Raw genomic sequence first — 13,790 nt, 5'->3', positions numbered from 1 at the left:
TTTGTAGCCTACAATCCTTCTTACGAGCTTGTATTTTTTCGACGCAAATCGAGTACAATCTTCTGCATCGCCGCTAATGAAGCCGAATCAGATGTAAGGGACCAGCGTTTCATTTGTGTCTTGCTCGCGTTGAGTTCAGGTCCGCCCTCGTGATAGAGCAGGGCATAGACTTGAGGAAATTCATTGATCGCCTGCCCTAATCCTGTCAGCCACGCAGCTTTTTGGGAGGCAGGACCACTCGCGCTGGCCTCCACAATAATTGCCTTCTTTGGATACCGCAGCGTGAGATTGCGCAATACCGTTGCAGGCTCACCCCACTTTGTACCAGGGTAATTGATAAAGCTTTGCAGGACGGCATCGATGGCTGCTACTGGCGGCGCATATACCTGGTCGTGGAGAGGATCGGCCGGTGCCCAGACCCAGGCGACGTTATGCGCGCCAGCCTGCCGAAAAACAGACTGCACATGCAACCAGGCCGCCGAGACATCCTGTGGGATACCACCATTGGCAACGCCTGACGACAGAGACCAGTTACGATCAGCATGCAGGAAAATCGTGATATAGACGGGTTTGCCATAATCGCGAATAGCATCGGCCCACGCTCTGATGCGCTGATCATGGAGTCCATTAATTACCGCCGGTAAATTGGCATCCAGCGGCGGCTTCTGTTTCGGTCCGAACACGCCGAATTGCAGCGTGATCCAGGGGCGAGCATGTTGTGTCGCAAGTTCATTGGCCCAGGCGGTATCAAATTGGTCATGGATATCCTGCGTGCGTCCGACAATGGCAAACTGAGTACCCAGATCGCGCTCCAGTATCGGCGACCAACCTTTCAACAATTGCACTGGCAGCGAGACGCCAATATAGGGTGCGGCTCTCTTCTCCTGTGCGAGCACAAACGGGGATGATGCCTCGCCTGTGAACATCGGTAAAGAGCTGCTTATGAGTATTGGGTAAGCCACCAGCGCTGCCAATCCCAGGTTCCACACCGGCGTCAGTCCACGTGGGCGATGCAGTAATTTGGTTGGATACTGCTGATTTGCTACCGTCTCGCTGGTCGTTCCAGATCGTAGTGTTGCCGCGTGAAAGCGAATATCCAGATAATTGAGCCAGAGGAAGCTTGCGAGCATCAGCATTGAGTAGATCACCCACAGAACGCTGATGAAGAGCGAGGTCTGCTCATGGCTTTTGACCTGCGTTGCCCAGAACAGACAGACGATACACAGCAAGAAGAGACAACAATAGACGAGCAAGTAATTGAGCGACCGCTTCCCATCACGCCTCTTCGCGGTCACTGCAAAGCCGATTTTGCGCTTCAATATGACGGAGACCAGACTGCCGATCAGGACTGGAAAACTGCCAAAACCGATGATGATGCCGCGCAATCCTGTAATACCACGCGACGAGTACCATAGCGCGGTAAAGCTCAACACGCAATAAGGGATGAAGTGCAAGAGAAACTCGATTAGCGTTGAGCCACGCACGGCTGGAATACCAGTAAAGATGAAGAGAATCGGGCTGATCAGATAAATCAGGTCGCGCAGACCGCACAGATAGTGCGTGCATGCCAGGAAGTACTGAAAGCGTTGCGCCGTCTTCAGGCCATGTTTCTGAGGGAGTAAGATGTCGCGCCAGTGGGAGCGAAAGACGCTAAGCGTACCCAGCGCCCATCGGCTCTGTTGCTTCAGATAGGATGGTACATCCAGTGGTCCCAGACCAGTCGCGAGAATATCTGTCAGGTAGAGACTGCGCCAGGTAGGATGCAGGGCAATCGAGGCGGCAAAATCCTCTGTCACCGAATCTTGTGGCAAGCCGCCGATCTCGTCCAGCGCGGCGGCCCGAATCACAACATTTGTCCCACAAATAAATGCGGAATTGAGCGCAGCTTTCCCTGGACATAGTAGGTTATAAAACAAGGATTGCTGGTCGTCTGCCCAACGAGACGCAGGGTTGTCTAGGTTAGCGTAATATTGTCCGGTCTGTACCCAGCCCATGCGCGGATCGCGGAAAGGGGGAATAGTTTTGAGCAAGAAATCCGGTCGGGCAATCTGATCAGCATCAAAAATGACCAGAAACGCGTCGTTTGTTGCTTGTAGTTCCTGGCGGGCATTTTCGATGTTGCCAGCTTTCGCACCACCGCCGACTGTTCGAGTTACACAGCACACACCTAGCCCTTTTGCCAGCATGTCTATCTCTTCCCAATGCTCCGCATGCGCCACCCGACCATCATTACAGACAACGATAGTCACCTTGCTATGAGGATACTGCGTTAGGTATTTGTCGCGAGCAGCAATAGCCCCTTCCAATGTTGGTCTCAGGATAGAGACGCCCTCATTGACGGTAGGGATAAAGATGAAGATGGGATGTCTGGTCGGATCATCGCCGCGCTCGATCTTCGGTGGCGACCAGGGCCAGATTGTAATCTGAAAACCAAAGGCATGGATGGCACCCAGCGTTTCGGCGAAGAGGAGCGGTACAGAGATCCACCAGCCGGGCCAGTTCGTGACGACAAAGCGCCAGCTTAAATAGTCAACGCTGGTCACTCCCACCGCAATGGCCAGCAGCATAACCACCATATGGTCGCGTTGCACATCTTTGGTGAAGATAATCGCGGCCCCTATGCACAGGACGGCTAAAACCAGCAGCACACCGGGTATCGTATAAGAAATCCAGGCAACCGCAAGGAGCATTGCGAGTAGCGCTACGATAGCCTCAAGCTTTTTGAAAAATTGCTTCCTTGGCTTGAGCCGAATCATGCCAAAGAAGCTTTTCTTACGCAGCACTGACACATGTTCTTTCGGCCCGCTCACAGCACTCTGTTCTGTCTGTGCAAGCGGCACCTCTGTTTCTGGTATTTCAGCGACCTGTACCAGATTATCCCTCTCCTCAGTTGCCGTTGACGTATATATATTTTCAGATGTTTTACTTGAGGACGGCGAAACGTCTGTGTTCTCTGCAACTTCAATAGCTTGCGTTGGGGCTTCGGCGTCTACAGGCTGGATAAGGTCCTTTGCTGGCGCGTGTGCATCTTCTATCTGTTGCACAATAAATGCGGAAGGGCCGATGAATGAAGGGAAGATAAAGCGATTGAAGAGGAAAAAATCCAGGCCAGCCATCAGAGCGAAAATAATGATCAAAAGATTGCTTCCGCTGGCTGGAAAAAACGTTGGAAGAAGAAACGACATGAAGGTAACGACGATGTTGAGCAGAATGAGAAGGCTAATTTTCCAGATCCGCCCGGCAGAGGGGACTTCGACGAGCAAACGTACCATATGCTGTAGGGCCAGAAGACCCTGCTTCATATTTGCCTTGCTCTGGCCGTGAACGCGTGCGCGAAAATGATAGGGGATTTCGAGCACTTCCCTCCACTGACAGCGCAACAGGATCTCTAACAGAATTTTATAGCCAATTGGACGCAGCGAGACTCCGGTGAGCAACGAACGGCGCAGCAGAAAGAAACCACCAAGCGGATCGGAAATACTCCACAATTGCTCAGGGAAGAGGAGTCGGGCCGTCCATTTCATCCCGATAGAAATGAAGCGTCGCCCTATTCCATCCAGCCCTTGATAGCTACCACCCGGAATATAGCGACTGGCTAAAGCCAGGTCAACATCATGAGCGTTTGCCTGCTCGTAAAACATACGTAACTGTTCTGGGGGATGTTGCAGATCGGCGTCTATCACCCCGACATAGTGAGCCTGCGCCTTATTCATGCCCCAGACAACGGCGGTCGCCAACCCACCGGAGCGCGCGGCTCCTGTCAGACGATGCTCCAGATGAATATGAAAGCGCGAGGAGCTCATGGCTTCTGCCACATCGACGATAATCTCTGGCGTATCGTCATCGCTATCATCTACGAAAATGATCTCCACGCACAGGGGATCTAAAGCGTGTTGCAAAGCGGCCAGGAGAGGCCGGATGTTCTCCTGTTCGTTTCGCGTTGGAATAACCACGCTCAGATCGTAGGTAGAGGGAACATCAATGCGAGGAGCGCTCGTTTGCCGGTCGTTGCTTATCCATTTTTGGGTCTTCTTGCCCTGTGAGACAGCGACGATTTTCTCTGTTGGCTCTAGCAAATCTGTCTCTATGAACTCGTATGAGCTACGTTCAATAGTCATAGCATAGCTTCCTTTTGAGCCTGGTATACTTGATAATCGCCATAAAAAAATTACCTGTGAATCATCTCTTCAGGCCTTCCCGTCTTTCACTCAGGAAATAGAACATATATTCTAATAACGGAATAAAAATCGCTCTTTCCAGATTTGCCCCTTTGCTGAAGAGATGAAAATATGTACGATCGAAGATGAAGGGATGTTATGAGTCATGCGCATTCATGAAAGGCAGCGCATCATGTGATAAATACACTATATATTTATCGCATAGAGCCGCCATAGTTCATCGCCTGAAAACAAACATCCTGATCTATTTGAGGAGTGCAATATCACCTGAAGAGAGCGTTCAACCAGGCTCTGCAATTCGTGGTGTCTTGCCTATAGTAGGTAATCTCTCCTACAACTCACCTGCTTTGGCAAATTCCCCAACTTACCTGTGCTGTAATATCACCTGCTTTGGCAAATTCCCCAACTTACCCGTTCCGCAATATCATCTGAGATATTGTGCCGCTGCATGCTTCTGCTTCCAGTGCAGTTGCCATGCAGTAGCTCATGCGTATACATGAGCTACTAGTGATAGATGAGTTTATGTAATAATCTTCTAGTCTGACTTTATGGTGTTTCGAAAAAAGCGAAGAGGTAAATGCATAAAGTCAGCATCAAATATACGATTATCACATCAATTATTAGCAAGTATATAGGAGATCACAAAAAAGATCAAGTAAATTTTCAGCACAGGAAATTTTATGGACAAAATACCCATGTGCGGTCCCAACTTATCCAGGGGCCAACACCGGCCAGTCGCTAAAAAGCCGGAAAAATTAGGGATGAAACGAACATTCATCTCTATGGTTGAAACAGACACCTGAATATATAAAGGAACACCAATTTCTTGTTGGGGTTAACACACTATACACCAGCGAGGGCGCTTGGAGACGAGAGATGGGATCATTTTTCACGCGAAAGCTGAGCTTCGATAGCTGCCTTATCAATCACTGACCAGACTTGCCAGATCTTCTCGCTCCGAAATGCATAGAAGACATTCTCGGTAAAGGAAATTCTCTTCCCGTTGACCTGGAGTCCAAGGAACGTTCCCTTTGGCGTGCAGTCGAATCCCAGTCGGCTCACTAAATAAGGTGGATCAGAAATGAGCAACTGAATGTCGAAAGAAAGGTCTGGAATGGCATCAAAGTGTCTAGTTCCACCCCTCAGTGCAAATTGCCCCCTTCGATGCAAAATTGGATTAAAATGGGGTAGAAGTCTGATTCATTGCTCCGTCAAAAAGTGCGGCTCATCTCAATATCAAAGATGGGCCGCATCTGTATGAGAAAATTCTTTAGACATTGAGCAAAACCAGCGTTGTTTCTGCTGCGACTTCAGGGCGATAGAGCAGGCGCAGGTGATGCGCAGCCGCGCCGGGGATCTGAAAGACTATGGTGCCGCTGCGAGAGCTGTTCGCCGTCACATTGCCATAGAAGTTGTCTGAACTATTCGTTTGATATGAGAAGGTATCACCCTCCGCCCCCATCAATTGAAAAAAGGTTGGCTGGTTCATAATCGTCTTACTACTGGTATTCTTCACCGTCAACGCCAGCGTAATCAGGCTCGAAGCTGCATTTACACCGTTTTGTTTGCTGACGCTACCAATCACCAGTGTACGATCCTTCAATACTACTTGCTGACTATTTGTATGGTCGCCAGGTATCGGCGTTGGTGATACTACAACGACAGGGCCGCTCCCCGACGATCCTTGCGATGATCCGCCCACCGATTTTGCCGTCACCACAATTGGTGGGGTAGAGGATGATCCCTGACGCGTGGTGACGGTAATGAGTTTATTGGGAGCGTTGCTGTCTGTAGTGGTTGTAGTATCTGTAGAGCCGCAGGCAGACAGCAGGAGCAGCAGCAAAAATATGCATGCTGATAGCTTGATTCCACTATATGTTTGAAGCATTCTGCTCTTTCCTCTCAAGAGTACAACTGGTGCATTCACGAAATCTTAGGGGATGACCGAATATAGCAGTGGCGATGGCTTGTCCTCGCCCTGGTTTATCTACATACAATAGGGGCAACACGGGCGAGGACAAGCCATCGCCACTGCTATATTCGGGTGGCCCTCTCCGTCTCATGTGTCGGATGCACCAACAACATGTTTCAGCAAATCTATCGTTGCGTAGATGAGGATAAGTTCAACTCATCTCCATATTCACACTCGTTTTAAACCGACGAGGCCCGGAAGGATGTGACGGTTGCAGAACCGGTCTGAGTGAGAACACGCAAGCCACAATAGCCCGAACTCAGGCTGCTATCGCTCGCCGTCACCATCCAGCTGCTCGGCTCTGTGCCCAACGAGGCCCAGATATTGGCTTGTAGTGTGGTCCCCACAACGCGGAAGTGGATCGTGTAAGAGGTGCCTGCGGTCGCTGGAAAGGCTACGCTCGTTAAAATGGTGGTCGTTCCGCCGACCCTTTTCTGAATATACAACCGGGAACCATCAATAAAGGCCTTGTACCAGTTATTGCCATCCGTCCAACGCAGGACAGGTCCAAAGTTGGTGCTGGCAAAGGAACTCAAGGAGCCGCTGACATAGACCTCTGCGTTCGTGGCTGTCGGACCCAATACGGCGCTGTACGAGGTACTTCCGGTATTCGTAATACGTCCTGTATTTGCTGAAATCGAGAAGGTCGCGCTAGTGTTCGCGTCTCCACCCCAGGTTTGCCCATCTGAAGCGGTTCCCCAATGCGACTGATTGGCGCGTTGGAAGGTATCCTGTCCCAGCGCCGTTCCAGGCGTGGCTGTAACCGTTGGCGTTGTGGTGACGGTCGATGTAACTGTAGCGGTGGGTGTGGTGGTGACGGTCGCTGTCGCCGTAGCTGTAGCAGTGGGCGTGGCGGTAGCGGTCGCTGTGGCGGTAGGCGTCGCTGTGGCAGACCCGCCAGGAACATCGGCTCGGAAGGATGTAAGGGTTGCCACGCCGCTCTGGGTGAGGAGACGCAGGCCACAATAGCCCGAACTCAGACTACTATCGCTGGTCGTTGCCATCCAACCGCTCGGCTCTGTGCCCAACGAGGCCCAGGCATTGGCTTGTAGCGTGGTCCCCACAACGCGGAAATGGATCGTGTAAGAGGTGCCTGCGGTCGCTGGAAAGGCCACGCTTGTTAGAATGGTTGTGACGCCGCCGACCTTTTTCTGGATGTACAGGCTGGAGCCATCAATAAAGGCCTTGTACCAGTTGTTGCCATCCGTCCAGCGTACAACAGGTCCAAAGTTACTGTTGGTAAAGGAACTCAAGGAGCCGCTGACATAGGCCTCTGAGTCAGTTGCGCTGGCTCCCAGGACCGCGCTATACGAGGCACTTCCTGTATTGGAGACCAGCCCTGCATTGCTAGAAATTGAGAACGCTGCATTGGTATTGGCATCTCCACCCCAGGTGTGTCCATCCGAAGCGGTTCCCCATAGCGATTGGTTGGCGCGTTGGAAGGTATCCTGCCCCAGCACCGTCCCAGGTGTTGGCGTCGATGTTGGTGTGGTCGTCGGCGTTGGGGTCAATGTTGTTGTACTCGTCGGGGTGGGTGTACCGCTGGAACTGGATTGAACCGCCACGGCTAACTTGTTCCCGAACTCCTCGTCGTACCATATTCTGTTCTGTGAATCCACGTTGAGACCATCATGGGGGTGTCCGTTGGTGCTATAGAATGTGAATGCGCCGCCCGCCAGCGGGAAAGATGCAATTGCATTCTGTAGTGAGTCATCCAACCAGATCTGACCGAGCTTATCAGCGCTGATGCCAGAGGTATGTGAACCACACCCACTACAAGCCGGGTTATAAGAATATTCGGTGACGCCATTATTCGTGCCCGGTTGCGCAGCGGAGAACTTGAGGGTTCCGATAGAGCTAACCCAGCCCTCAGACCACCAGGGGTTCCCATCTGGACCAATAATGATGAGATGAGGAGTCAGGCCAGTCCCACCGGTTGAAGTATTACGTATTTTATACTCCTGCATCCCCCCTTGATCGGTATATTTCCCGATTCTGGCAACGGTATCTGGATTCTCGGTAAACCAGACATTGTTTGACGAATCGATTGCGATACCGTAGGGTTGGCTGTTGGCGGAAGGAGTGGCAACCTCATGAAACGTTTGCGTACCTGGATCAAACGAACCAATCTGGTTGACATAATGCTCGGTAAACCAGACTTTCCCGTTTGAGTCAATTGCCAGATCCCAGGGACCGGCACTGGCGGTTGGCACTGCCCATTGTGTCACAGTCGTATTCACGGGATCATATTTGCCAACGCTATTTGTTACTGGCATCGTAAACCAGACATTGCCGCTGGCATCGACGGCAACAAAGACCGGCTGACCATAGCCGGATGGGAGAGCAACCGTCTTTACCCAGTTTTGTCCGATCGGATCAAATAACGCAAGCTTGCCGGGAGGTGTTGAAGCAGGACAACTTGGGGCCAGGTCACAGCCCGGCAAAGCTACCCAGACACGCCCACTACTATCAAACGCAGTTCCCCAGGGATTTCCCCTGGTACTGGATATTCAGTAATATTGCTGACATTGGATGCACGTGCTGACTGCGCACTTGTGGGGATGGCGTTCCACGCGATGAAGAGAGCATTGATAACTATGGAGGCTACTACCATACGAAAAATTATGGCTCTACTGCTCTGCATGCAAATAAGTCCTTTTCCGCTCACGCACTTCCCTATGAGAATGTTCTCATCTCTAGCTGTAACGCTCATCGATGTTATAACTAGCTAAAAAATTGAACAGTTCATAATGGAGAAATAGAAGTATAGATATCAAAGCGCAAGAATATTATGCTATTATATAAACGAATAAATAGAGAAAGTATATCTCCGCTTCTGGGCAATAATCGGCAGCTTGAAAAATTGTGTGAAATATATCCATTGTCAACGAGTGAACTTGCTGCTTGTCTTGACAAAGCAAAATCCAGTAGTTATACTTTAAAGGGCCTGGGGCGCGAACATACCGCAATACTTGTAGAGACGCTGGAGTCCTCTACCCTGTCTTCACCGTTGTTGCGAAATAATCCAATGATGCTAGACAAAGAGAAGAATTTATGGTTGTGTTGCAAAAAATAAGAAGGGCAAAAATATGTATGGAATCTTTCTGCCTGTTTAGTTTAGGAAGCCATTCCAAAGAGCTTATTGACCAATGCAATCTGGCTTCGAATGTCTCCTTTGTACACCTCTTGCAGTTGCCCGTTTCTTATCATGTTCATCATCTCATACCCCTGTAATGTTCGCCTGGCTGTCTCAGCAGAGAAAAAGCCCATTCCTGGCCTCGTTAAGCGTTTGATGAAGCGATGATCTTGTTCCACCAAGTTATTAAGGTACTTCACTTCCCATGCCACTGCTTGCTCCTGTCACCAGAACGACCTGTCCACTGAGATCGTGTTGACATGCCATACTTAAAATACCCCTTGTCCTCCATTTACTTCTATGGTCTCACCAGCAATAAATGTTGACCACGGCGAGGCCAAGAACAGAGCTGTGCCTGCTACATCTTCCGGCAAACCTTCTCGACCCAGAGGAGTTCGATTCACTGCGGCCTGCCGTCCTTCCGGCGTATTAAAGCGATCATGGAAACGCGTTGCAATCAGACCTGGAGCAATACCGTTGACGCGGATGCCCAGTGGACCCACCTCTTTCGCGAGTGATCTGGTAAAGGTCAGGATACCACCTTTCGTCGCGGCATAGTGCGCAGCTCCAGCTCCGCCGCCATCGTGAGCAGCAAGCGAACTCATGGTGATAATGATACCCTGCCCTGCTTGCTCCATATGTGGCAGCACAGCTCGGCAACACAGAAACGTGCTCGTGAGATTGACGGTAATCACTTGATTCCATAACTCGAGTGAACAGTCCTTGACCTTTGAACGTTGCAGGATGCCCCCGCTATTGGTGACCAGCACATCTATCTTGCCAAAATGCTCTCTCGTTGCCGCTACGACACGTTCTACCTCAGCTTCCTGTGTCAGGTCACCATAGAGCGCGAGTGCTTTACTGCCCGCCTGTTCAATGGTCGCTACGACCTCTCTGGCATCTGTGTCACTGGTAAAATAGGTCAGCGCCACAGACGCTCCATAACGCCCGAACGCTTCTGCAATGCTACGGCCAATGCCTGAAGCGCCACCGGTTACTAAAACAACCTGATCTTTAAATGTAAAATCCATATGTGCTTTTCTCTCTTTTTATTCCAACAATGAAGAATAGGAGAACTGCTTGTTGCGTGCTCTTCTAGTATCGCTTACTATCGCCCTCCAAAGCCAGAGATGACAATACCACGCACAAACCAGCGTTGTGCAAAGATGTACAGCGCGGCAATTGGTAGGATCGCTAAAGTCGCGGCCGCCATGAGCAAGTTCCAGGAGACTGCGTATTCTCCCCGAAAACTGAGCAGCCCAACTGAGATCAGCGCTGTCGCGTCGCCATTTGACATAATCAATGGCCATAAGAGATTGTTCCACTGCATAAGAAAGACGAAGATCGCGAGTGTTGCAAGTGCAGTTTTCGACAGTGGTAGGATGATCTGTATAAAGCAACGCAGGCGCGAGGCTCCGTCCATACGTGCGGCATCTTCCAGTTCATACGGAATGGTCAGGAAGAACTGGCGCAGGAGAAAGGTGCCAAACGCTGTGAATGCCTGCGGAATGATCAAGCCCTGGAAGGTGTTGACCCAGCTCAAATCTTTCATCAAAATGAAGAGCGGAATAACTGTGACCTGCGATGGCACAATTAAGGTGCTCAGGTACAGCAAAAAGAAGCCATTACGTCCCGGGAAGCGCAGACGTGCGAAGGCATAAGCTGCAAGTGCCGACGTGATCGTTTTCAAGACGGTGATGCTGCCGGCTACAAACAGTGTATTCAGCAGATAGCCTCCAAATGGCGCAAAGTTCCAGGCTTGCACAAAGTTCTCTGGCTGCCAGACGCGCGGCCACCAGGTAGGAGGCACCAGCGAGAGCTCGTTTTCAGCTTTAAAAGCGGTGAGTATCATCCAGATGATCGGCACCAGTGTAATCAGTGCCAGTATAGTCAGAAGGAGATAGGTGAGCAGGATACGATAGCACGCGTTTCTCTGCTTCCGTCGCAGAGACTGGTTGATAGAAAGCCGTTCCGGCTTTATTACAATGCTGCTCATGCTCTTCCTCAATCATAGGATACCAGACGCCGCTGGAACCAGAACTGGATCAATGTACATACGAAGACGATGGCAAAAAGCACCCAGGCGATCGCAGATGCATAGCCCATGTGAAACGATTGAAAACCTACCTGGTAGATGTTCATTACGAGCGTTGTCGTTGCCAGGCCTGGTCCTCCCTGCGTCATTACTAGAGCCTGGTCAAAGACCTGAAATGACCCAATGGTAGTGATCACAACGACGAAAAATGTGACCGGCGAGAGCAAGGGAAATGTGACATGACGAAAGCGTTGCCAGGGCGTTGCTCCATCCATGATGGCTGCTTCGTACAGATGCTGCGGAATGTTCTGCAGCCCGGCGAGAAAAAGCACCATGTTGTAACCGAACGATTTCCAGACGCTCAAGATGACCAACGCAGGCATGGCCCAGATGGGACTGGTGAGCCAGTTCGGACCATGTATGCCTACCAGCGCTAGCAGCTGGTTCACCAGTCCCGTCCCCGGTAAGTAGAGCCATTTCCAGGCCAGTGCGATTGCTACTGTCAGTGTGACATACGGCAATAGAAAGATGGCTCTGTAGATGTTCATACCCGGTAGCGACTGATTTGTCAGCAGAGCAACGCCCAGACCAATGACTATGGCCAGCGGCACGCTGACGACGACGAAATAGAGCGTATTCAACAATGCGGCTCGAAAGACATTGTCGGTCAGTAGCTGCTTGTAGTTGTCCAGGCCAATAAAATTAGCACCCAGAAGCAGATCCCAGTCATAGAAGGAAATTATGAAAGCAGCTATGATCGGTATAGCGCTGAATATAAGAAAGCCGATCAGGTTGGGCAAGAGAAAAAGGAAGGCCACTGAGGCTTCCTGTCTCCTCTTCACGCGCAAAGAGCGCTGTAACGGCTTGCGCTGCCGCGCCTCCGGTTCTATTGCAAGTGTTTTTGCCATGACTGTCTCCCCAATGACTAAATGACTTCATGTGCTCACATGGCACAGAAGCGCATATAGCACCTTCCTACCTATTTACTCTAGTATTCTGTCTACCATGATTGGAAAAGCGGAGATGCAAGGGTGCAATCCCTTGACCGGGTTCCAGACCTGTGCCCTGGTCACTCCCCTTCTCCGCCCACTTCGTGGGCGCTATTTCCAATGAAATTTGACAGAGCACTAGCTGTTTACTCTATTTGTTTACCAGCGCTTGGTGCCGTTGAAGCAACTTGTCAAATTTCGGCTTCACGGCGGCGACAATCTGCTCAACGCTATGCAATCCCAGATAAATCGGGTTAAACTCTTGCGCGAACATAACTTCCGTTTCCTGCCATGTCGTCGTTGTGCGGAAAAAATGCCCTTTAGAATGGGGAATAGATCCGTCCAATATTTTCTGAAAGAGTTGGATGTTTTTTATGGGTGTGCTTTCCTGGAGAAAGGCGCTTGTGGCCGATGAACGGGCAGGATAGGCACGCCCAAGGCTGGCAAGTTGTTTGAGTGCCGGTGTGCCTGTAATCAGCTTGAGCGCCTGCCATGCTTGCTCGGGATACTGCGTATGTGGCGATATACCAAAGCCAGAACCCGATAAGCGGGTGACGCTGCCAGCGCTGCCAGCAGCAATGGGGGCGATATCCCACTTGAACTTTGCGTTTGCTCGCATGTTGATTGCATCATACGGTCCGCCCATTATCATGCCGACGTTGCCTGAGTAGAATTGTTCGACGGCAAAAAGCGAGTTTGATAGGTCGGTAATCGGGACGACGCATTTATCTTTGAGAATAAGGTCCATGAGAAAGTGGAGGGCGGCCAGTGCCTCTGGCGTATCTAATGTGCTGGCCGTTTCGGCCTCATTCATGTAATCCGCACCACCAGACCACAGCCAGGGAACCACTGCATCAAAAGATGGTACGATGGCGTAGCCATATTGATGCTTGCTCGCATCACTCAGCGCGATTGCTTTCGCGCGAAACTCGCCCCATGTCATCGGCGTGGTTGCCGATGGGGCTTCGACCCCTTTTGCTTTAAAGAGATCGCTGTTGTAATACAGAGCGACGGGACCGATGTCGTAAGGTAGCCCATAGAGCTGCGTCTTGAAAGACATCATCTCGCGCATGGGCTGATAGAAGTCTGCAATATTGACATCGTTATCTTTGCTAATAAAAGTTTGCAATGGCTGTAAGGCCTGGCGTGCTGCAAAAGCAGGCATACGCAAGCCTTGCATGCCGATGATGTCTGCCTGCGTATTACTTGCAAGTTCGGTTTGCAATTTGTCCCAGTAAGGATCAAAGGCAGAGGTCTCCAGCTTGATGGTGATATTTGGATAGGCTTTGTGCACATTATCTGCCAACGCAGCCCATGCGGCTCGTTCCTGCGGCGTCGAGACCCACATGGACCAGCGCAACGTGACGGGACCGCTGCTGGCGGCTGTTCCTCCACAGGCGGTAAGGGCAAACCCTCCCAGGGCTGCCACTGAGCTGGCAAGAAACGAACGACGGGATATTTGCTGCATATACAATCTCCT

At 50.9% G+C, this 13,790-nt stretch carries 8 protein-coding genes and 1 pseudogene; all 9 read right to left on the bottom strand.

What is annotated here, in order from left to right:
• Nucleotides 1-20: 20 nt before the first annotated feature.
• Nucleotides 21-4,118, bottom strand: a complete 4,098-nt coding sequence (locus K3T83_RS50995) for a glycosyltransferase (RefSeq protein WP_220210786.1) — start codon at nt 4,116-4,118, stop codon at nt 21-23.
• Nucleotides 4,119-5,060: 942 nt separating this feature from the next.
• A pseudogene (locus K3T83_RS58395) lies at nt 5,061-5,309 on the bottom strand (ester cyclase); the annotation flags it as partial.
• A 139-nt stretch (nt 5,310-5,448) separates the two neighbouring features.
• Entirely contained in the window at nt 5,449-6,066 is a 618-nt protein-coding gene (locus K3T83_RS50985; RefSeq protein ID WP_220210784.1) for a DUF4352 domain-containing protein, read from the bottom strand.
• Between the two features lie 263 nt (nt 6,067-6,329).
• Complete coding sequence (locus K3T83_RS50980; protein WP_220210783.1) at nt 6,330-8,594, bottom strand: Vgb family protein; 2,265 nt, start codon at nt 8,592-8,594, stop codon at nt 6,330-6,332.
• Nucleotides 8,595-9,267: 673 nt separating this feature from the next.
• Nucleotides 9,268-9,498, bottom strand: a complete 231-nt coding sequence (locus K3T83_RS50975; protein WP_308441730.1) for a DDE-type integrase/transposase/recombinase — start codon at nt 9,496-9,498, stop codon at nt 9,268-9,270.
• Nucleotides 9,499-9,555: 57 nt separating this feature from the next.
• Nucleotides 9,556-10,317 carry an SDR family NAD(P)-dependent oxidoreductase gene (locus K3T83_RS50970; RefSeq protein WP_220210782.1) on the bottom strand — a complete coding sequence of 254 codons (762 nt, stop codon included), beginning with the start codon at nt 10,315-10,317 and terminating at the stop codon, nt 9,556-9,558.
• 77 nt (nt 10,318-10,394) lie between these two features.
• The gene (locus tag K3T83_RS50965; protein ID WP_220210781.1) at nt 10,395-11,282 is read right to left on the bottom strand and encodes a carbohydrate ABC transporter permease; all 888 of its coding nucleotides are present in this window, start codon (nt 11,280-11,282) and stop codon (nt 10,395-10,397) included.
• An 8-nt stretch (nt 11,283-11,290) separates the two neighbouring features.
• Nucleotides 11,291-12,229, bottom strand: coding sequence for a carbohydrate ABC transporter permease (locus tag K3T83_RS50960; protein WP_220210780.1), 939 nt, complete (start codon nt 12,227-12,229; stop codon nt 11,291-11,293).
• Nucleotides 12,230-12,461: 232 nt separating this feature from the next.
• Nucleotides 12,462-13,778, bottom strand: a complete 1,317-nt coding sequence (locus tag K3T83_RS50955; RefSeq protein ID WP_220210779.1) for an ABC transporter substrate-binding protein — start codon at nt 13,776-13,778, stop codon at nt 12,462-12,464.
• Nucleotides 13,779-13,790: the final 12 nt, after the last annotated feature.

Source organism: Reticulibacter mediterranei (genome assembly GCF_016587455.1).
This window is presented reverse-complemented; position numbering and strand designations above follow the sequence as displayed.

Bases quoted from the DNA above. Each gene is read 5' to 3' on its own strand.
- K3T83_RS50995 (WP_220210786.1), bottom strand. From the start codon at position 4,118: ATGACTATTGAACGTAGCTCATACGAGTTCATAGAGACAGATTTGCTA.
- K3T83_RS50985 (WP_220210784.1), bottom strand. From the start codon at position 6,066: ATGCTTCAAACATATAGTGGAATCAAGCTATCAGCATGCATATTTTTG.
- K3T83_RS50970 (WP_220210782.1), bottom strand. From the start codon at position 10,317: ATGGATTTTACATTTAAAGATCAGGTTGTTTTAGTAACCGGTGGCGCT.
- K3T83_RS50965 (WP_220210781.1), bottom strand. From the start codon at position 11,282: ATGAGCAGCATTGTAATAAAGCCGGAACGGCTTTCTATCAACCAGTCT.
- K3T83_RS50960 (WP_220210780.1), bottom strand. From the start codon at position 12,229: ATGGCAAAAACACTTGCAATAGAACCGGAGGCGCGGCAGCGCAAGCCG.
- K3T83_RS50955 (WP_220210779.1), bottom strand. From the start codon at position 13,778: ATGCAGCAAATATCCCGTCGTTCGTTTCTTGCCAGCTCAGTGGCAGCC.